At 63.9% G+C, this 20573-nt stretch carries 17 protein-coding genes; 5 read left to right on the top strand and 12 right to left on the bottom strand.

Annotation, left to right across the window (positions count from 1 at the left end; all coding sequences use genetic code 11):
* Window positions 1-32: 32 nt before the first annotated feature.
* From BLT09_RS11040 to BLT09_RS11025, 4 genes are all read right to left on the bottom strand, one after another.
* Window positions 33-1031: an ABC transporter ATP-binding protein gene (locus BLT09_RS11040; RefSeq protein WP_091592894.1), complete on the bottom strand. Its 999-nt coding sequence runs from the start codon at window positions 1029-1031 to the stop codon at window positions 33-35.
* Window positions 1032-1222: 191 nt separating this feature from the next.
* On the bottom strand, window positions 1223-2374 hold the full coding sequence (locus tag BLT09_RS11035) for an ABC transporter substrate-binding protein (RefSeq protein ID WP_091592892.1): 1152 nt from the start codon (window positions 2372-2374) through the stop codon (window positions 1223-1225).
* A 225-nt stretch (window positions 2375-2599) separates the two neighbouring features.
* On the bottom strand, window positions 2600-3526 hold the full coding sequence (locus BLT09_RS11030; protein WP_023802869.1) for a LysR family transcriptional regulator: 927 nt from the start codon (window positions 3524-3526) through the stop codon (window positions 2600-2602).
* 76 nt (window positions 3527-3602) lie between these two features.
* Complete coding sequence (locus BLT09_RS11025) at window positions 3603-4376, bottom strand: DeoR/GlpR family DNA-binding transcription regulator (protein ID WP_091592890.1); 774 nt, start codon at window positions 4374-4376, stop codon at window positions 3603-3605.
* A 426-nt stretch (window positions 4377-4802) separates the two neighbouring features.
* Here BLT09_RS11025 and BLT09_RS11020 point away from each other — a divergent pair, with 426 nt between their 5' ends.
* Entirely contained in the window at window positions 4803-5687 is an 885-nt protein-coding gene (locus tag BLT09_RS11020; protein ID WP_091592888.1) for a phosphotransferase family protein, read from the top strand.
* Entirely contained in the window at window positions 5684-8137 is a 2454-nt protein-coding gene (locus BLT09_RS11015) for a GcvT family protein (RefSeq protein ID WP_091592886.1), read from the top strand. The genes BLT09_RS11020 and BLT09_RS11015 overlap by 4 nt, the downstream gene beginning before the upstream one ends.
* 115 nt (window positions 8138-8252) lie before the next feature.
* Here BLT09_RS11015 and BLT09_RS11010 read toward each other — a convergent pair whose 3' ends face one another.
* Window positions 8253-8885: a class I SAM-dependent DNA methyltransferase gene (locus tag BLT09_RS11010; RefSeq protein WP_023802865.1), complete on the bottom strand. Its 633-nt coding sequence runs from the start codon at window positions 8883-8885 to the stop codon at window positions 8253-8255.
* A gap of 158 nt (window positions 8886-9043) precedes the next feature.
* Between BLT09_RS11010 and BLT09_RS11005 the strand changes: the two genes are divergently transcribed.
* A complete protein-coding gene (locus tag BLT09_RS11005) occupies window positions 9044-9946 on the top strand; it encodes a phosphotransferase family protein (protein ID WP_091592884.1) in 903 nt (300 codons plus the stop codon).
* Window positions 9947-9965: 19 nt separating this feature from the next.
* Here BLT09_RS11005 and BLT09_RS11000 read toward each other — a convergent pair whose 3' ends face one another.
* The 4 genes from BLT09_RS11000 to ilvD form a co-directional block, all read right to left on the bottom strand.
* Window positions 9966-10886, bottom strand: coding sequence for a DMT family transporter (locus tag BLT09_RS11000; RefSeq protein ID WP_091592882.1), 921 nt, complete (start codon window positions 10884-10886; stop codon window positions 9966-9968).
* A gap of 140 nt (window positions 10887-11026) precedes the next feature.
* Window positions 11027-11281, bottom strand: a complete 255-nt coding sequence (locus BLT09_RS10995; protein WP_077377003.1) for a hypothetical protein — start codon at window positions 11279-11281, stop codon at window positions 11027-11029.
* A 46-nt stretch (window positions 11282-11327) separates the two neighbouring features.
* A complete protein-coding gene (locus BLT09_RS10990; protein ID WP_091592880.1) occupies window positions 11328-12638 on the bottom strand; it encodes an amidohydrolase family protein in 1311 nt (436 codons plus the stop codon).
* 28 nt (window positions 12639-12666) lie between these two features.
* Window positions 12667-14511 carry a dihydroxy-acid dehydratase gene (gene ilvD / locus BLT09_RS10985; RefSeq protein WP_091593019.1) on the bottom strand — a complete coding sequence of 615 codons (1845 nt, stop codon included), beginning with the start codon at window positions 14509-14511 and terminating at the stop codon, window positions 12667-12669.
* Between the two features lie 278 nt (window positions 14512-14789).
* On the opposite strand from ilvD, the gene BLT09_RS10980 reads away from it, so the two are divergent.
* Window positions 14790-15263, top strand: a complete 474-nt coding sequence (locus tag BLT09_RS10980) for a VOC family protein (protein WP_091593017.1) — start codon at window positions 14790-14792, stop codon at window positions 15261-15263.
* A 170-nt stretch (window positions 15264-15433) separates the two neighbouring features.
* Here BLT09_RS10980 and BLT09_RS10975 read toward each other — a convergent pair whose 3' ends face one another.
* Window positions 15434-17041: a peptide chain release factor 3 gene (locus tag BLT09_RS10975; protein ID WP_091592877.1), complete on the bottom strand. Its 1608-nt coding sequence runs from the start codon at window positions 17039-17041 to the stop codon at window positions 15434-15436.
* A gap of 121 nt (window positions 17042-17162) precedes the next feature.
* On the opposite strand from BLT09_RS10975, the gene BLT09_RS10970 reads away from it, so the two are divergent.
* Window positions 17163-18239: an NAD(P)/FAD-dependent oxidoreductase gene (locus BLT09_RS10970; RefSeq protein WP_091592876.1), complete on the top strand. Its 1077-nt coding sequence runs from the start codon at window positions 17163-17165 to the stop codon at window positions 18237-18239.
* On the opposite strand, the gene BLT09_RS10965 is transcribed toward BLT09_RS10970, so the two are convergent.
* Both BLT09_RS10965 and BLT09_RS10960 read right to left on the bottom strand, forming a co-directional pair.
* Window positions 18233-19519 (bottom strand): amidase, encoded by a 1287-nt coding sequence (locus BLT09_RS10965; RefSeq protein WP_236473763.1) that lies wholly within the window; start codon window positions 19517-19519, stop codon window positions 18233-18235. The genes BLT09_RS10970 and BLT09_RS10965 overlap by 7 nt on opposite strands.
* A gap of 246 nt (window positions 19520-19765) precedes the next feature.
* A complete protein-coding gene (locus BLT09_RS10960; RefSeq protein WP_023803738.1) occupies window positions 19766-20566 on the bottom strand; it encodes a class II glutamine amidotransferase in 801 nt (266 codons plus the stop codon).
* Window positions 20567-20573 lie beyond the last annotated feature (7 nt).

Raw genomic sequence — 20573 nt, 5'->3', positions numbered from 1 at the left:
GCGGCTATTAGCGACAGTTGCCGACAGCGCCATCATCCCGGCTCGTCCATCAGATGCAAATGCTCGCGGTTGAAGGTGAGCACGACCGCCTCGCCTTCCCTGGGCAATTTCGCACCGGCCGGCACAATGGCATGCAATCTCAACCCGTCGGCGTCGAGCGCCAGTCTGGTCGTGGCGCCGAGATAATTGGTCGAGACAAGACGGGCGGCAACGCCGTCGCCCTTCGCCGCCCGGCCGATGCGAATGGATTCAGGGCGCAGGCTGCCCCAGCGATGCTGGCCGGAATAGCGCTGGACGAAATCCGGCGGCAGCACATTGGACGAGCCGACGAAATCGGCGACGAAGCGCGTCTTCGGCCGCTGGTAGATGTCCTCCGGCGTGCCGATCTGCATGATCTTGCCGTCGTTGAAGACGGCGACGCGGTCGGCCATCGACAGCGCCTCGCCCTGGTCGTGGGTGACGAAGACGAAGGTGATGCCGAGCGCCTTCTGCAGCGACTTCAGCTCCTCCTGCATGTTTTCGCGCAGCTTGAGGTCGAGCGCGCCAAGCGGCTCGTCGAGCAGAAGCACCTTCGGCTGGTTGACCAGCGCGCGGGCGAGCGCGACGCGCTGGCGCTGTCCGCCGGAAAGCTGGCTCGGGCGGCGGGCGCCGTAGCCGGGAAGCCGGACCAGCGACAATGCTTCCTCGGCGGCCTTCTGCCTCTCCAGCTTGCCGACACCCTTGACCATCAGCCCGTAGGCGACGTTGTCGAGCACGTTCAGATGCGGAAACAGCGCGTAGTCCTGGAAGACGGTGTTGACGTTGCGGCGATAGGGCGGAACGCCTTCGGCGCGTTCGCCAAAGATGGAGATCGAGCCCGATGTCGGCTGCTCAAAGCCGGCGATCAAGCGCAGGCAGGTCGTCTTGCCGGAACCCGAAGGTCCAAGCATGGCGAAGAACTCGCCCGGCACGATGTCGAGATCGACCATGTCGACGGCGCGCACGCTGCCGAAATGGCGCGAGACTTTCTGGAAGGAAACGGCTGATGTCATGGGCTGTCCTGATCTGCCAGGCTCGTCAATTCAGGCGACAGCGCTGACCCTCATCCGCCTGCCGGCACCTTCTCCCCGTAGGGACGTGGAGAAGGGGCTAGCCGCAACGCTCGCGACCCCCTCTCCCGTTGTTCACGGGGAGGGGGCAAGGGTGAGGGGCAGCGCCAACTGGCGAGCAATGCGAAACGAACTCACCGTCCGCCGATGACGCCGATATAGTCCGACACCCAGCGATAGTAAGGCACGCACTGGTCCTGGGTGGCGCATTTCGACACCGGCGTCTTCCAGAACTTGATCTTTTCGAAATTGTCGTAGCCGTTGGTCTTGCAGCCTTCCTCGCCGAGCAATTCGTTGCCCTTGCAGGCAGCCGGCACCACCGGCAGCGAACCGAACCAGGCGGAGACATCGCCCTGCACTTTCGGCGACAGCGAGTGCTCCATCCACATATAGGCGCAGTTCGGGTGGGCTGCGTCGGCTGCCAGTATGGTGGTGTCGGCCCAGCCGGTGACGCCTTCCTGGGGGATGGTCGAAGCGACCGGCTTCTTGGCAGCAACCAGCGTGTTGACCTGATAGGGCCATGAACCGGAGGCAACGACGCCTTCGTTCTGGAAATCGTCGACCTGGATGGCGGCGTCATGCCAGTAGCGTCCGACCAGCGTGCGCTGGACGCGCAGCAGATCGAGGGCGGCCTTGTACTGATCTTCGGTCAGCTCGTAGGGATCCTTGATGCCGAGCTCCGGCTTGTGGAACATCAGATAGTTGGCCGCATCGGCGATGTGGATCGGCCCGTCATAGGCCTGGACGCGGCCCTTGTTCGGCTTGCCGTCGGGCAAGGTCATCTCCTCGAAGACGACGTTCCAGCTCTTCGGCGCTTCCTTGAACACCTCGGTATTGTACATCAGCACGTTCGGCCCCCACTGGTAGGGGGCGCCGTAGTGGACGCCGCCGACCGTGAACCACGGCGCATCCTTCAGCCGGTCGTCGACCGTGTTCCAGCTCGGGATGAGATCGGTGTTGATCGGCTGGACCCGCTTGCCGGCGACAAGGCGCAACGACGCGTCGCCCGAGGCAGTAACAAGGTCGAATCCGCCCTCATTCATCAGCGCGACCATCTCGTCGGAGGTGTTGGCGGTCTTGATATTGACCTTGCAGCCTGTGTTCTTCTCGAAAGACGTGACCCAATCATAGTTCTTGTCGGTTTCGCCGCGTTCGATGTAGCCGGGCCAGGCAACAATGTTGACCTGGCCTTCGCCCTTGCCAAGTTCCTTAACCTGGGCGATCGCCTGGCCGGAGAAGGCCAGCGCGACCGTCAATGCAGTGCATGACTTCAGGAATGAATTCATCGTCGATCTCCCATTTGAGGGGCCGCACTCTCGCATCGGCCCGAAAATCGGATTGATTTTCGGAAGCACGATGCGAAAACTAAAAGTGTTAGAGCGTACTTTGTGCGTCCAATTGGACGCACGTCGCTCTAACGGCGGCTTTGCTCCCTGATTGTCAGGGTGCTGTGAAATTTCCGGTTTCGCAAATTCATTTGTCAGAAAGGCGATATCGGTTTTTCCGATAGATCAGCGGCCGTTCTTGTCCGGCCGCTGACGAACCATGCGCTGCGACTGGGCAAGCCCGATGAAGTCGCGCGCGGCCTGTGGCAGGCCGGAGCCGCGCCGCCAGACCGTGCCGACTTGGACAACCGGCAACGAGCCCGAAATATCGCGCGATTCGATGCGGTCGCCTTCAAGCGACCATGGCCGGTAGACGAGGTCGGGCAGCAGCGCCACGCCGGCGCCGGTGGCGACGAGGCTGCGCACCGCTTCGACCGAGCGGGTGCGGAAGGCGACATGCGGCTTGGCAGCAATCGCCGCCAGCAATTTTCCGGTATTCTCTTCGATCTCGTCGACGGTCAGCATGATCAGCGGCTCCGACGCGATATCGCTGATGCCGATGATGTCGGCGCTGGACAGCGGATGGCCAAGCGGCAGCCATAGCCGGTAGGGCGAGACTTCGAGAATTTCCGATTGCAGGGCGGTGCGGTCGCGCAGGTTCGAGGTGACCATGACGGCGATGTCGAGCTTGCCGCCGACCAGCAGATGTTCGAGGTAGTCGCCATTGTCCTCGATGGCCGAGATCTCGACGCCCGGATAGGCGCGGCGATAGCGGGCGAGAAGGTCGGACAGGACATAGCCGGCGACCAGCGAGGTGACGCCGAGTTGCAGCCGGCCGCCAGCCGCCGCTTGCTCGCCGGAGAAGGCGCGGCGCGCATCGGAAACATCGGCAAGGATCTTTGTCGCGTGGCGCAGGAACTGGTGGCCCTTGTGGGTGATGTTGAGGCCGCGCGGATGGCGCTCGAACAGTTCGACGCCGAGATCGCCTTCGAGCTCCTTGATCGCCTCGGTGACCGACGATTGCGAGATGGACAGGTTTTGGGCGGCGCCAGACACTGTGCCTTGCTCGGCGACGGCGATGAAGAACTGCAATTGGCGGATGGTGAAAGCCATGGCCGGACTAAACACCGGGACGGCAAGGAAGAAAAGCCGCCGATCCCAGGCTCACCGCATTACTGCTCTGGCCAGGTCAGATCCCGCTTTCGCTGCCGGCAATGCTGAGCCGCGCGCCCGCTTGCTCGAGGGCTGCGGCGATGGCGTGCGGCGGCGGCCGATCGGTGACGAGTTCGGAAAAACCGTCGAGGCCGCAGACCTGGACCAGACCCTGGCGGCCGAACTTGGTGTGGTCGGTGATGACGAGCGAGCGCTGGCCGCGCGACAGCACCATGCGGGCGAATTCCGCCTCATCCAGATCATAGTCCATCACGCCGGTGACGGCATCGACCGCGCCGGTGGAGATCACAGCGTGGCTGACGGAAAAGCGGCTGACGAATGCAATGGCCGAGACGCCGAAGGCAGCGCCCGAATCGCTGCGCAGTTCGCCGCCGGCCATGTAGACCTTGTTGCCGTTGACGGTGGCCAGCGTGCGGGCGATGTCGGAGGAGTTGGTGACCACCGTCAGCCGCCGGTGACCGAGCAGTTCGCGGGCCAGGAAAGAGGTCGTGGTGCCTGTGTCGAGCATGATCGCTTCGCCGTCGCGGATGGTGGCGGCAACCATGCGGGCGATGGCGCGCTTGGCATCGGCATTCTCGCGCATACGCCGCTCGAACGGCGCCTCGCCGGCCATCGACGGCAGGCCGACGGCGCCATGCATCTTCAGGATCGAACCGTCACTGGTCAGCGGCTTGACGTCGCGGCGCACGGTCTCCAGCGAGACGCCCAGCCGGTCGGCCAGGCTGGCGATGGTGACGGTGCCTTCCTCATGGAGGAGACGCAGGATCTCGCCATGCCGCTTCGAGGGCATCGGTCTCACCCAATCGATTTGTTGCGCTACTGACCGCTTCTAAGGCAAATCGGCCACAGTTTACAAGAAATCCTTGTGATTTCGGGCAAAAAGCCACAAGTTGTCGTTGACAAGCCGGATCACATGGCGCGACACTGGCTTGTGACAGGCTTCGGAACTGCCACGGGAGAACGATGGCAGAGCCGCACCAAAATTCGCCTGCCCGAACGTCCGGGAAATCGTCTGACGTAAGGGAAAAGGACTTTTTTGAATCCGCGGGGGCGGATGCCGGAGTCAAAGAACCCGGCACTGGGGCTCGTCGGTGCGGTGCGGGATACCGATCCCGGGATCCCGCACCGACGAGGACTTCGCATTGCTCCCTCCTGCCGGCCGCCATCTTTGCGTCGCCCGCGACGCCTTGAACCCCGCGCAACGAGGGATTCACCCGTGACCGCCGAGGACCGCATCCGCGCCCTGCCCTGCTGGACCGGCAGCATCGAGATCGCGCCGCTGCCAGGCGGCCTGAGCAACGCCAACTATCTGGTCAAGGACGCCGCCGGGCGGCATGTCGTGCGCTTTGGCCAGGACTTTCCATTCCATCATGTCTTTCGCGAGCGCGAGGTGATGACCGCGCGCGCGGCGCACGCCGCCGGCTTCGCGCCTGCGGTCCGCCATTCCGAGCCCGGCATCCTGGTAACGGAATTTCTCGGCGCCAAGACTTTTGTCGCCGAGGACGTCCGCGCCAATATCGACCGCGTCGCCGCCCTGATGCGCGGCTTCCATCGCGAGATGCCCAATCATGTCTCCGGCGCCGGCTTCATGTTCTGGGTTTTCCATGTCATCCGCGACTATGCGCGCACGCTGGAGGAAGCCGACAGCCGCATGCGAAGCGAGTTGCCGCGGCTGCTGACGCTTGCAGACGAGCTCGAACGGGCGCAGAAATTGCTGCCGATCGTCTTTGGTCATAATGACCTTCTGCCGGCTAATATTCTCGATGACGGCCACAGGCTGTGGCTGATCGATTTCGAATATGCCGGCTTCAACACGGCGATGTTCGACCTCGCCGGCGTCGCCTCGAACGCCACCATGAACGACGATGAGTCCTTCGCCTTCCTGACCGCCTATTTCATGAAGGAGCCGGACGAGGCGATCCGCCGCTCGCATGCGGCCATGCAATGCGCATCGCTGCTGCGCGAGGCGATGTGGAGCATGGTTTCCGAACTTTATCTCGACGCGCCCGGCGTCGACTACGTTGCCTATACCGACGAAAACCTGACGCGGCTCGATGCCGCGCTGGAAAACTACAGAACAAAATACGGACAGATATCATGACCTTGCCCGCCTACGCCGAGATCGTCGTCATCGGCGGCGGCATAATCGGCTGTTCGACGGCTTATCATCTGGCGCGTGACCACAAGGCCGATGTCGTGCTCCTGGAACAGGGCAAACTGACTTCGGGCTCGACATGGCATGCGGCGGGGCTGGTCGGTCAATTGCGGTCTTCGGCCTCGATCACCCGCGTGCTCAAATATTCGGTCGATCTCTACAAGGGACTGGAAGCCGAAACCGGGCTGGCCACCGGCTGGAAGATGACCGGATGCCTCAGGCTCGCCACCAATGCCGACCGCTGGATCGAGTACAAGAGGCTGGCGACGACGGCGAAGAGCTTCGGCATGGACATGCAGTTGCTGTCACCGGCCGAGGTCAAGGCGATGTGGCCGCTGCTGGCAACCGGCGATCTCGTCGGCGCCAACTGGCTGCCGACCGACGGCCAGGCAAACCCTTCCGACATCACGCAGTCGCTGGCCAAAGGCGCGCGCATGCATGGCGCCAGGCTGTTCGAGGATGTCCGCGTCACCGGCTTCGACATGCAGGAGGGCCGCATCACAACGGTAAAGACCAACAGGGGCGATATCGCCTGCGACAAGGTGGTGAACTGTGCCGGGCAATGGGCGCGGCAGGTGGGGGCGCTAGCCGGCATCAACGTGCCGCTGCAGCCGGTGAAGCACCAGTACATCGTCACCGAAAGAATAGACGGGTTGGCGACCGATGCGCCGACGATCCGCGACCCCGACCGCCGCATTTATTTCAAGGAGGAGGTCGGCGGGCTGGTGATGGGCGGCTATGAGCCGAACCCGCAAGCCTGGACGACCGATCTTCCCGGCGGCAATGTCCCTGACGACTGGCAGTTCCGGCTGTTCGACGACGATTACGATCATTTCGAGCAGCATATGAACCAGGCAATCACGCGGGTTCCGGCGCTCGAAAGCGTCGGCGTCAAGCAGATGATCAACGGGCCGGAGAGCTTCACGCCGGACGGCAATTTCATTCTCGGCGTCGCACCCGAATGCGCCAATATGTTCGTCGGCGCCGGCTTCAACGCCTTCGGCATCGCGGCAGGTGGCGGCGCCGGCTGGGTGCTGGCGCAGTGGGTGGTCGACGGCGAGGCGCCACTCGACCTGTGGGTGGTCGATATCAGGCGCTTTTCCGACCTGCACCGCGACCGGCAATGGGTCCGCGACCGCACGCTGGAAGCCTATGGCAAGCACTATACGATCGGCTTCCCGCATGAAGAGTATGCCACGGGCCGGCCACGGATCGTGTCGCCACTCTATGAACGGCTGCAAAAGCACCGCGCCGTGTTCGGCTCCAAGCTCGGTTGGGAGCGGCCGAACTGGTTTGCGCCCGAAGGCGTCGAGCCGAAGGACATCTATTCGATGGGCCGGCAGAACTGGTTTTCGCCGGTCGGCGACGAGCACCGGCACGTGCGCGAGAACGTCGGCATCTTCGACCAGTCGTCCTTCGCCAAATACGAAATGACCGGTGCGGATGCGCTGAAGGCGCTCGACTGGATCTGCGCCAACGACGTCGCCAAGCCGGTCGGCCGGCTGACCTACACGCAGCTTCTCAACACGCGCGGCGGCATCGAGGCCGACCTGACCGTGGCGCGGCTCGGCGAAGACCGATTCTACGTCGTCACCGGCACCGGCTTTAGGACGCATGACTTCTCGTGGATCGGCGACCATGTCGGCAACGAGCTCGACGTGACGCTCACCGATGTCACCGAGGATTTCGGCACGCTGTCGCTGATGGGGCCGCGGGCCCGCGACGTGCTGGCTGCGGTGACCGACGCGGACGTGTCGAACACCGCTTTCCCGTTCGGACACGTGCGGGAAATCTCCATCGCCGGCCACACAGTTCGGGCGCTGCGCGTCACCTATGTCGGCGAGCTCGGCTGGGAGCTGCATGTGCCGATCGCGGCGACGGGCGAAATCTTCGACGCGCTGATGGCGGCGGGCGAGGAGCACAGCATCCGCCCGGTCGGCTACAGGGCGCTGGAATCGCTGCGGCTGGAAAAAGGCTACCGCGCCTGGGGCTCCGACATCACGCCCAACGACACGCCGCAGGAGGCCGGCCTCGGCTGGGCGGTGAAGCTTCGCAAGAATACCGATTTTCTCGGACGGCGGGCGCTGGAAGAGATCGGCGGCGCGGTTCTGAAAAAGCGCTTTGCCGGCTTCACCGTCGACGATTGCGAGATCGTGCTGCTCGGGCGCGAAACGATCCTGCGCAACAGCGAGCCGGTCGGCTACCTGACCAGCGGCGGCTATGGCTACACGGTCGGAAAGAACATCGGCTACGGCTATGTGCGCAACGCCGACGGCGTCAGCGACGATTTCCTCACCTGCGGCGACTACGAGCTGGTGGTGGCTATGCAGCGGACGCCGGCAAAAATCCATCTCGAGCCGCTTTACGACCCGGCCGGAGAAAGGAAAAGAGCCTAAAGCGCGTCGCGTCTGAACGGATTCATGCGAGGCGCTTTAAGTTCTTGTTTCTATGCATGTCTTTATCACAAAACCGCTGCGCACTTTTGCGCGACATGCATAAGAGCGGGGATGGTCAGTTCACGCGCAGAACGAGACCGCGGCTGGGCACGGTGTCGGCCTCGCCCGGCATGGAGACATAGGGCGATGTCTCCTCGGCGCGCGTGACGACGCCCTTCGCCTCGAGGTCGGCTATCCCTGCGGAAAAGCCGGCGTCCCACAGGGTGTTCTTGACCGTCAGCACGATTATCCCGCCCGGCCGGCAGATGCGGATCAGTTCGTCCAGCCCCTCAGCGCCGACATGGCCCGAGGTGAAGACGCCGGCCGATATGATGCCGGCATAGGCATCATCCGCGAAGGGCAGCGGGCCGCCGAGCGCCAAGCAGTGAAGCGCCGAATAGACGCCCTTGCGCGCTGCCTGGGCCAGCATGCCTTCGGAAATGTCGAGCGCCTCGACCTGCGGATAGCCCGCGATCTTCAGCCACTCGCCGATGAGCCCGGTGCCGGCACCGGCATCGAGGAGCGGTGCCGCGCCGCGCGGCAGGTGGCGGGCAAGCAGGGCAAGGCAGATGGTCGGATGGCGATAACCGGCCGCCGACATGTCGGCGTCGTAGGTGTCGGACCAGCGGTCGTAGAGCGCCGCCACCTCCTCTGGCCGCTTCGCTGCATAGGCCGCGGCGAGCGCGCCTTTGTTTTTCCTGTCCGCCATTACAGTCTCGTCCGCAAATCAAAGCGCCGCAGCGTTCTTAGCGTGTCCTGCAGGAACGCACGGCGCTGGAGTGAACCGCATGCAAGCGATGATAGCCAAACGGCGAAATTTGTGGAACCGTCGTCACCACAAATAGATGCGAAAAGAGGGCAGAAGCGATGGTGGACGAGGAAGCACGCGCGGCGCTTGCAGCCATTCCGGCGCTGGCCGGCTACGAGGGACCGCTGGAGCGGCTGGGTGGCCTCACCAACCTCGTCTTCAGGGCTGGAGATGCCTGCCTGCGGATTCCCGGCAAGGGCACGCAGGAGTATATCAACCGCGCCAATGAGGCGGTGGCGGCGCGGGAGGCAGCGATGGCCGGCGTCAGCCCCGAGCTGCTGCATGTCGACGGCGAGACAGGCGTGATGGTGACGCGCTTTATCGCCGGCGCCGAGACGATGTCGCCGGATAAATTCAAGACCCGGCCGGGCAGTCCGGCGCGTGCCGGCAAGGCCTTCCGCAGATTGCATACATCCGGCGCGGTGTTTCCCTTCCGCTTCGAGCTGTTTGCGATGATCGACGACTATCTGAAGGTGCTGTCGACCAAGGACGTCGCCCTGCCTGCCCGTTACCACGACGTCGTTATCGAGGCGGAAACCGTGCGCTCGGCGCTTGCCGCGCATCCCCTGCCTCTCGTCGCCTGCCACTGCGATCCGCTGTGCGAAAATTTTCTCGATACGGGCGACAGGATGTGGATTGTCGACTGGGAATATTCCGGCATGAACGACCCGCTCTGGGATCTCGGCGACCTCAGCGTCGAAGGCCAGTTTGATACGGCGCAGGAGGACGAGATGATGGGCGCCTATTTCGGTGGCGAGCCGACGCCGGCGGAGCGCGGCCGCATCGTCATCTACAAGGCGATGTGCGATCTCTTGTGGACGCTGTGGGGACTGATCCAGCTTGCCAACAGCAATCCGGCCGACGATTTCCGCGCCTATGCCGACGGTCGCTTTTCACGCTGCAGGGCGCTGATGGAGACGGCGGACTTCTCACGGCATCTGGCGGCAGTGCGCGCGGGCTAAGGACCAGAGAAAATTGGAATCAGTTGACGCCTTTCGGCACGTTTTCGGGCGGCACCGTGTCGACCACTTTCTGGCGATGGAAGATGAACAGGCCGGCCAGCACGATGATGCCCGAGCCGATCAGGATGCGCGGGCCGGGCATGTCGCCAAAGAAGGCCAGCCCGAAGATGACGGCCCACAGCAGCAGGCTGTAATGCAGCGGCGCCAGCGTCGACGCCGGCGCCAGCTTCAGCGCCCTGGTGATCATCAGATGCGCGCCGCAGGAGACGATGCCAAGAAGCAGCATGGCGCCGAAATCGAGCGAGGACGGCGTCTGCCAGTTGCCGATGGTGAGAAACCCGCCGACCAGCAGCGTGCCGATGGTTTGCCAGGTAACGAGCGAGGTGTCGCTGGTGCCACGCAACCGCCGGTTGAGAATGATCGCGAAGGCGAATGAAATGCTTCCGGCCAGCGCGAAGGTCGACGACAGCGAAAACGCGGCCGAGGACGGTTCGAGCATGATCAGCACGCCGCAGAACCCGACCAGAATCGCCATCCAGCGGCGCCAGCCGACCTTTTCACCAAGCAGCAGGTGGGACAGCGCCGCCACGTAGATCGGCCCCGCCATATAGAAGCTCATGACGTCGGCGAGCGGCAGATAGACGACGGCGGCGTAGAACAGCGCCGTGTCAAGCGTCGTCATGACGACGCGCAAGACCTGCAGTTCCAGGCGCTCCATGCGGAACAGCCTGGCCGCGCCTTGACGCGCGATCATCGGACCGAGCACGAAAAAGGCGCCGATGGAACGGATCAGCACGACCTGGCCGACGGAAAAGCTGGCGACCAGCCATTTGCCCATCGCATCATTCAAAGCAAACAGGAAATCGCCGGCCAGCATCAGCAGAATACCAGCCAAAAGCACGTTCCTGAACGTTGAATTCTGGGCTGTTGGCTGTGCCATGCCGATGTCGCTTCCTCCCGCATGAAACCCCTGTGAGCAGCGTCGTAGACGCAAGCGGCCGCTTTGACGAGCGGAAATCGGGAAGCCGGCCAGACCAGGGACCGGAAATCGGCTGGGCCTGTACGGACGATCGCAACGGCCTACTTTGGCCGTGGCCGAATGATAACCGGACGATAGATCACCGGCCGATCCCAAGGATCGAAGACCGACGCACTTCTGAGCTCGGCGCGGCGCGCCAGATCGATGCGCTGCAGACATTCGGCGAAGGCATCATTCTTCCTGACGAAGCCGTAGGAACGGCATTTCGCCTCGTCCGCGGCACGACGGTCTTCGGCCGTCATGCAGCCTGCACAAGTGGCCGCCAACGCGACCACCATCGCCGTCTTGTGCCACATGGTTTCCTCCTCGGCATAAAACTGGAGGTTGATTGTAGACTTGCGGTCAGGACCTATCAATCTGAGCGATGGAGTTTTGAGACGGGCGATGCCTGCGGTTCACTGTTGCCGGCCGTCCGGCGATCGAGAGACGTGTTTCCTGCCTGGCCCGCTCGGCCACCACCTTGCCCCTGGCGATGACACAGAGTCGCTCGGGACGCAGGCGCAAGGCCTCGACCGGATCGCCGGCATCCAGGACGACGAAGCTGGCGCGCTTGCCGACCGCCAGGCCGAAATGGTCGAGGCCCATGATGGCGGCGTTGACGTTGGTGACCATGTCGAAGCAGCGCGCCATGTCGGCCGGGCTCGACATCTGGGCGACGTGAAGGCCCATGAAGGCGACGTCGAGCATGTCGGCGGTGCCCAGCGAATACCAGGGGTCGAGCACGCAATCCTGGCCCCAGCCGACGCGGATGCCGTGGGCAAGCATTTCCTTGACCCGCGTCAGGCCGCGGCGTTTGGGGAACGTGTCGTGGCGGCCCTGCAGCATGATGTTGATCAGCGGATTGGGGATCGCCGAGACGCCTGCCTCTGATATCAGCGGCAACAGCTTCGAGACATAGTAATTGTCCATCGAGTGCATCGACGTAAGATGCGAGCCGGCCACCCTGCCCTGCAGGCCGAGGCGTTGCGTCTCATAGGCCAGTTGTTCGATATGGCGCGACAGCGGATCATCGGTCTCGTCGCAATGCAGGTCGACCATGAGGCCGCGTTCTGCCGCGATTTCGCACAGTTCCGTCACCGAACGCGTGCCGTCGGCCATGGTGCGCTCGAAATGCGGAATACCGCCGACGATGTCGACACCCATGTCGAGCGCGCGGATGGTGTTATCACGCGCCGTCGGTGAGCGATAAAACCCATCCTGCGGGAAGGCGACCAGTTGCAGGTCGATATAGGGTGCGACGGTCTTCTTCACATCGAGCAGGGCTTCGACCGCCAGCAGCCTGGTATCGCAGACATCGACATGGCTGCGGATGGCGAGCAGGCCCATGGATACTGCCCAGTCGCAATAGGCGAGCGCGCGGTCGCGCACCGCTTCGTGCGTCAACAGCGGCTTCAGTTCGCCCCACAGCGAGATGCCTTCGAGCAGCGTGCCCGACACGTTGATGCGCGGGATGCCTAGCGAGAGCGTGGCGTCCATGTGAAAATGCGGATCGACGAAGGGCGGCGAGATCAGATTGCCATGGGCGTCAATCGCCGTGCCCGCGCCAGCGTTCAGCTCCGGCTCGATGGCCGCGATCGTCTCGCCGATGATGCCGATATCGGCGATCCTGCCGTCGGGCAGCGTGCCGCCGCGGACGATAAGGTCGAAATCCATCTACCGTCATCCCTTTGAAGAAGCGAACCTATTCCGGCACATACCTTACCGCACCCTTTGCAGCACTGGTCGCCATCGAGGCGTAGGCGCGCAAGGCCATCGTCACCTTGCGCTTGCGCTTTTCCTCGGGCTTCCAGGCGGCGGCTCCCTTGGCCTCCATCGCGGCGCGGCGGGCGGCCAGTTCGGCATCGTCGACGGCAAGCCGGATGGAGCGGTTCGGGATATCGATCTCGATCGTGTCGCCCTCATGCACCAGCCCGATCAGCCCGCCTTCCGCCGCCTCGGGAGAGGCATGGCCGATCGACAGGCCGGAGGTGCCGCCGGAGAAGCGGCCATCGGTGACCAGCGCGCAGGCCTTGCCGAGGCCCTTCGACTTCAAATAGCTGGTCGGATAGAGCATTTCCTGCATGCCGGGGCCGCCGCGCGGCCCTTCGTAGCGGATGACGACGACATCGCCGGCCTTGATCTCGTTGGACAGGATCGCCTTGACGCTGGCGTCCTGGCTTTCGAACACCCTGGCCGGGCCGGTGAATTTCAGGATCGATTCATCGACGCCCGCGGTCTTCACGATACAGCCGTCGAGCGCCAGGTTGCCTTTCAGCACGGCAAGGCCACCATCCTTGGAAAAAGGATATTGGGCCGAGCGGATGACACCCTTCTCCCGGTCGAGATCGAGTTCGTCCCAGCGGCGATCCTGGCTGAAGGCGACCTGCGTCGGCACGCCGCCCGGGGCCGCCAGAAAGAAGTCGCGGACATTCTGGCTTGACGTGCGCGAGATATCCCAATGGTCGAGCGCTTCGCCGAGGCTTGCGGTGTGCACGGTCGGCAGGTCGCGGTTGATCAGTCCGGCGTTATCGAGCTGGCCGAGGATCGCCATGATGCCACCGGCGCGGTGGACGTCTTCCATGTGCACATCCGCCTTGGCGGGGGCAACCTTGCATAGCACCGGCACCTTGCGTGACAGCGCGTCAATGTCGTCCTGACCGAAATCGATCTCGCCCTCATGCGCGGCAGCCAGGATGTGCAGCACGGTGTTGGTCGAGCCGCCCATGGCGATGTCGAGCGTCATGGCGTTCTCGAAGGCGCCCTTCGAGGCGATGCTGCGCGGCAGCGCGGTGTCGTCGTCCTGCTCGTAGTAGCGCTGGGCGAGATCGACGATCAGGTGGCCGGCCTCGACGAACAGCCGCCTGCGGTCGGCGTGCGTCGCCAGCGTCGAACCGTTGCCGGGCAGCGAAAGGCCAAGCGCCTCGGTCAGGCAATTCATCGAATTGGCGGTGAACATGCCCGAGCAGGAGCCGCAGGTCGGGCAGGCCGAGCGCTCGATGGTCTTGACGTCCTCGTCGGAGATCTTGTCGTCGGCAGCCGCGACCATGGCGTCGACCAGATCGAGCGCCTGCGTCTTGCCGGCAAGCACCACCTTGCCGGCCTCCATCGGGCCGCCGGAGACGAAGACGGTCGGGATGTTGAGACGCAGCGACGCCATCAGCATACCCGGCGTGATCTTGTCGCAATTCGAGATGCAGACCATGGCGTCGGCGCAGTGGGCGTTGACCATATATTCGACCGAGTCGGCGATCAGCTCGCGCGACGGCAGCGAATAGAGCATGCCGTCATGACCCATGGCGATGCCGTCATCGACAGCGATGGTGTTGAACTCCTTAGCGACGCCGCCGGCCTTCTCGATCTCGCGGGCGACCAGCTGGCCGAGATCCTTGAGATGGACGTGGCCCGGAACGAACTGGGTGAAGGAATTGACGACAGCGATGATCGGCTTGCCGAAATCGGAATCCTTCATGCCTGTGGCGCGCCACAGGCCGCGGGCGCCGGCCATGTTACGGCCATGGGTGGTGGTGCGGGAACGGTAGGCGGGCATTAAACTGTCCTTGCTGTCTGCGTCGCGTCCGAACAGGCGCGGAAAACCGGAATTGAGCGGCGTTATATACGCCACCGTCTGGTCTGGCCACGGTTTTGCGATGCGCCGGGATCTTGAGCCAAAGACGGCAAGCCTGTCCAGGCAGTAAAAAAAGTCAGAGGTGCTGTCGGATCGTGTTTTGTTTGAGCGTCCTTGGGCAGACGGCGGCGACCGGCATCAATCGCCAGCCGGCCGTTGAACGCGTGAAAACAAGCCAAAACAGCCCGAGGAGCAAGAAAATGCAAAAGATCACCCCCTGCCTGTGGTTCGACGACCAGGCCGAGGAGGCCATGAACCATTACATCTCCGTCTTCAAGAACTCGAAGGTGCTGAGCGTGATGCGCTGGCCCAAGGGCAGCGGCGATAATGAGGGCAAGGTGCTGGTGACCTATTTCGAGCTCGACGGCGTGCAGTTCCAGGCGCTCAACGGCGGGCCGCAATTCAAGTTCACCGAGGCAGTCTCGCTGTCCATCGACTGCAAGACGCAGGAGGAGGTCGACTATTTCTGGGAAAGGCTCATCGAGGGCGGTGGCGAGCCCAGCCAGTGCAGCTGGCTGAAGGACAAATTCGGCGTCTCCTGGCAGGTCGTGCCGGAGCAATTGCCTAGGCTGCTGCAGGACCCCGACGCCGAAAAGGCCGGCCGTGTCATGCAGGCGATGATGCAGATGACCAAGATCGACATCGCCAAGATCGAAGAGGCCGCCAGGGGGTGAGGAGCCGACCGATCTTCCCTTCTCCCCTTGTGGGAGAAGGTGGATTGGCGCGCAGCGTCGAGACGGTTGAGGGGTGTTGGACAGAATGAGGCGTCGGTGTTCCCTGGAACACCCCTCATCCGTCGCCTTCGGCGACACCTTCTCCCACAAGGGGAGAAGGAGAAGAGTGCTCAAGCCGCCTTGTCGCGGACCTGGTAATCCTTGACTGCGGCGAAGCGGATCGCCTTCCAGCGCTCGGCCTCGTAGTTGAGCGAGAAGGCGTGCTGGGCGAGGAACACCGGATCGTTGTCGAGGTCGCGGGCGATGTCGCCGCGATGCGCCTCGATGAAGCGATGCACCTCGGCCTTGTCGTCGGCCGATATCCAGCGGCAGACGGAAAAGCGCGACATCTCGAAATCGACCGGCAGCGTGTATTCGATATTCAGCCGCTCCTTCAGCACGTCGAGCTGCAGCGCACCGACGACGCCGACGATTGCCGGCGAGCCGTCTTCTGGCGAGAACAGTTGCACGACGCCTTCCTCGGCCATCTGGTGCAGCGCCTCCTTCAGCTTCTTGGCCTTCATCGCGTCGCCGAGGCGGACGCGGCGCAGGATTTCCGGCGCGAAATTCGGCACGCCGCGGAACAGGATCTCCTCGCCCTCGGTCAGCGTGTCGCCGATGCGCAGCGTGCCGTGGTTGGGGATGCCGACGACGTCGCCGGCAAAGGCCTCGTCGGCGGTGACGCGGGTGCGGGCGAAGAAGAATTGCGGCGCCGACAGGCTCATCGGTTTTCCCGTGCGTACCAGCTTGGCTTTCATGCCGCGCTCGAGCTTGCCCGAGCAGACGCGGACGAAGGCGATGCGGTCGCGGTGGTTGGGATCCATGTTGGCCTGGATCTTGAAGACGAAGGAGGTCATCTTGTCCTCGGTCGCCTCGACTTTGCGGGTGTCGGCTTCTTGCGCGCGCGGCGGCGGCCCGTAGGCGCCAAGCGCCTCGATCAGGTCGCGGACGCCGTAATTGCGCAGCGCCGAACCGAAATAAACCGGCGTCAGATGGCCCTCGCGAAACGCACCGATGTCGAGCGGGCGGCAGGCCTCGCGCGCCAGCTCCAGCTCCTCGATGAAAGCTTCGCGCTCGTTCTCCGGCAACAGGCCGGCGACGCGGTTGGAATCGGGACCGTTGACCGGCGTGCGTTCCTTCTCCGCGTCGCCCTTTCGCACGGCGTTCAGCGCCAGGTGGTAGGTGCCGGAAAAGGTCTTGCCGCGGCCGATCGGCCATGTGATCGGTGCCGTGTCCAGCGCCAGCTTCTGCTCGATCTCGTCGAGGATCTCGAACGGGTCGCGGCTTTCGCGGTCCATCTTGTTGACGAAGGTGATGATCGGGATGTCACGCAGCCGGCAGACTTCGAACAGTTTTAGCGTGCGCGGCTCGATGCCCTTGGCGGCGTCGATAACCATGACCGCCGCGTCGACAGCCGACAGCGTGCGATAGGTATCGTCGGCGAAATCCTCGTGGCCGGGCGTGTCGAGCAGGTTGAAGACATTGTCCTCATACTCGAACGTCATCACTGAGGTGACGACCGAAATGCCGCGCTCGCGCTCGATCTTCATCCAGTCCGACCGGGTCTGGATGCGATCCTTCTTGGCCTTGACCTCGCCGGCAAGCTGGATGGCGCCGCCGAACAGCAGCAGCTTTTCGGTCAGCGTCGTCTTGCCGGCGTCCGGATGCGCGATGATCGCGAAAGTGCGGCGGCGCGCCACCGCGTTCGTGATGTCTTCAGCCAATTTATGGAATCCCATGTGGTGCGCGGGCTTCTAGCAGCGCTTTTGCAGCCTGTCGAACAATTTTGGGCGGTTGCCCGGCCTTGAGATAGGTCCGCCGCAATGGCATCAACAGAGGCGGTTCGATAAAGGTCCATCCATGAGCGCAGCCAAGCACATCATTGTCGTCGGCGCCGGCATCATCGGTTCGTCCATCGCCTGGCATCTGGCGAAGGCTGGCGTGAACGTGACGATCGTTGCCGGCAGCGGCACCGGCGGTGTCGCTACGCCGAATTCCTTTGCCTGGATCAATGCTAGCTGGGGCAACCCAGAGCCGTATTTCCGGCTGCGTACCCGTTCGATGGCCGAGTGGACGCGGCTTGCTCATGACGTGCCCGGCATTCCGCTCGCCTGGTGCGGCGGCCTGTGCTGGGACCTGCCGCCGGCCGAGCTTGAGGCCTATGCCGCCGAGCATTCCGCCTGGGGCTACGGGATCGAGCGCGTCGACCGCGTGGGAGCCGCACGTATAGAGCCCAATTTGACCGAGCTTCCCGACTTCGCCCTTCACGTCGCTGAGGAGGGCGTGGCCGAACCGGTCGCGGCCACGCAGACGCTGCTGGCCGACGCCGAGCGGCTTGGCGCGCGGGTGATTACCAGCACGACAGTCACCGCGCTGATACAGACCAATGGCAGGATTAGCGGCGTCGATACGTCAGGCGGACGGATTGTCGCCGACGAGGTCGTGATCGCGGCCGGCGCCGGCTCTCCGGCAATTGCGGCGACGGCCGGGCTAAAACTGCCGATCGAGACGCCGCCCGGCCTGATCGTCCATTCACGCCCGTACGAAAAGCTGCTCAACGGCCTGGTGATCGGCGATCGGCTGCATATGCGCCAGACTGCCGAGGGCCGCATCATCGCCGGTTCGGATTTCGGCGGCGCCGATCCGGGCATGGATGCCGAAGCCACAGCCCGCGACCTGTTTGCGGCGATGAAGAGTATGCTGCGCGGCGCCGACGGGCTGGAACTGGATTTCCACACGGTCGGCTACCGGCCGACGCCCGTCGACGGCTTTCCGATCATCGGACGGGCTCAAGGCGTGAGCGGCCTCTATGTCGCGGTCATGCATTCGGGTATTACGTTGGCGCCTGCGGTCGGCCTGTTCGCCGCCCGGGAAATCCTCAACGACGCGCGCGATCCGCTGCTTGAGCCCTATGGGCTGACGCGGTTTGCTCAATAGCCGGGCGGACGGCGAAAACCGCCGCTCAGCGGCGCTATCGCCCTGGCGATGCCAAGCAGCCGCGATTCTGACCAGCGACGGCCGACCAGTTGCAGGCCGATGGGCAGGCCGTCGCGGTCCTGCCCGCAGGGCATCGACAGTGCCGGGTGGCCGCTGTAGTTGAACACCGCGCCATAGGCTGGCAGCAGCCAGTAGCTCTGCTCCAGGTCATCGACCTTGATTGGTGTTCCCGGCTCGCAATGCGGAAAGGCCGTGGTCATGGCGACGGGGCAAAGCAAGACATCGCAACCTTCGAAAATCCAGTCCCAGGCAAGGATTGACTGGTCGCGGCGGGCGAGCGCTTCGAACCAGCGCGAGACCGGTGTCGGTTCTTCTGGCGGCTCCGGCTGCGCAGCCTCCAGCATCATGCCGATCAGCGCGCCGCCTTGCGTCAGATCGTCATGCAGGTCGAGCGTCGGCAGTCTTGCTTCCTCGACAGCTGCCCCCGCAGACTTGAGTTGCTCGGCCAGACTTTCGACCGCGGCCCTGATCTCGCCGGCTACCGGAAAACCCGGAAAGGCCGGCGCGAAAGCGATGCGCAGGGTCTTGGGATCAACCTCCGGCGTGCCCTCGACAGGCACCGGGGCAAGGTCGGTGTCGCTGCCATCCGGTCCTGCAATGATCCTCAGGACCAGCGCCAGATCTTCGACGTTGCGGGCCAGCGGACCGATGCAGGACATCAGCCGTACGCCGCGCGGTACGCCACCGGGATCGGGAAAGGCGCCGGCTAAGGAGACGCGATGCTCGGTCGGCTTGAGGCCGTAGACGCCGCAAAAGGCTGCCGGCAGGCGGATCGAATTCTGCATGTCGGTGCCGAGTTCGAATGGCGTCATGCCCGCGCAAAGTGCTGCCGCCGCTCCCCCGCTGGAACCGCCGGCGGTGCGCCATAGATCCCACGGATTACTGGTGCGGCCGAACAGCGGGTTGTTCGACTGCCAGTCGCCCAGCATCGTTGCGACATTTGTCTTGCCGACCAGCACGCCGCCCGCCGCCTTCAACCTGAGAACGACCGGGCTGTCTTTTCTCGCCACATAGTCGGCAAAAGGCGGGAAGCCGACCGTCGTCTTCATCCCCAATGTTTCGTGGGTGTCCTTCAGCGTGAACGGCACGCCGTGCAGCGGCCCGAGAGCGTCGCCGCGCGCCTGCGCTTCGTCGGCCTTCTTCGCGCGAGCGCGAGCCCCTTCCCTGTCGAGCGTGACGACCGCGTTGACCGCCTCATTATGCCTGTCGATCTCAGCCAAATGCGCGTCACGGCGGAAATCTTGCGGTCGCGGATCGCGGCAGCCAATTCTCTGGTGGAGGAAAAGACGAGGTCCATGACCAATGCTCCGGCTTGCTAGCGGCGCCAGCCTCACCAAATGGCGAACTACGGCGCGTCTTCAAGCCGAGTTCAGCATTCGAGGACTGGCGGTGCTTGATTGGAATTGCGCTGCGAGGGTCTGCTGAGGTCGGCACCGTCCCGCGATATTGCCGCGATAGCGAGGGATCTACACGGCCAGCGCCAGTCTTGCCGGCTCCGGCGCAAACGGACGAATAGTCATGCCGTCTCTGGTGATGGTGACGAAGCTAGAGGGCGGGATCGGCTGCCAGTCGCCGCCATCACGGTCGAAAGGCTCCGACATAAGGCATCGTCCGCCGCCATTGCGGAAGACGGAGGTGTAGAGCGTCGGCGCGTGGGCATCGGTCGCATAGCGCACCGCATGGAGCGATTCGCCGTCCGACAAGGCGGCGGTAAGTCTCAGCGCCGGTTCGAAGCCGGCGCGGCGCGAGGCGTCGATCACCCGCGCCGTAGCGCGCGACACCGCGCCTTGCGGATCGCCCGCCAGACCCTCGTCGATCATCAGGAGAAAGAAAAGTTCGGAATCGGTGGTGCCCTCGCGGCGATCGAAGACATCGTCGGAGAGCGCGTTTTCCAGCGCGCGGCGGATTCTTTCGAAGCCGCCGATCTGGCCGTTGTGCATGAACGACCAGCGGCCGGCAGTGAAGGGATGACAGTTCATGCGGCTGGTGGCGCCGCCGGTCGAGGCGCGCACATGGGCAAGGAACAGGCTGGACCTGATCTGCCGGCACAGGCTCTTCAGATTGGGATCGGACCAGGCCGGCAGGATGTCGCGATAGAGACCCGGTTCGGGCCGGTCGCCGTACCAGGCGAGACCAAAGCCATCGCCATTGGTCGGCGACTTGGCTTCCTGAGCGCAATGACTCTGGGCGATCAGCGAATGGCAGGGCGCCGTGACGATGTCTTCGAGGAAAACCGCTTCGCCAAGATAGGCGGCCCACCGGCACATCGCTTAA

The organism is Mesorhizobium muleiense (assembly GCF_900099905.1).
Lineage (GTDB): Bacteria > Pseudomonadota > Alphaproteobacteria > Rhizobiales > Rhizobiaceae > Mesorhizobium > Mesorhizobium muleiense.
The sequence above is the reverse complement of the archived record's forward strand: the minus strand, read 5'-3'. Positions and strand labels throughout refer to the sequence as shown.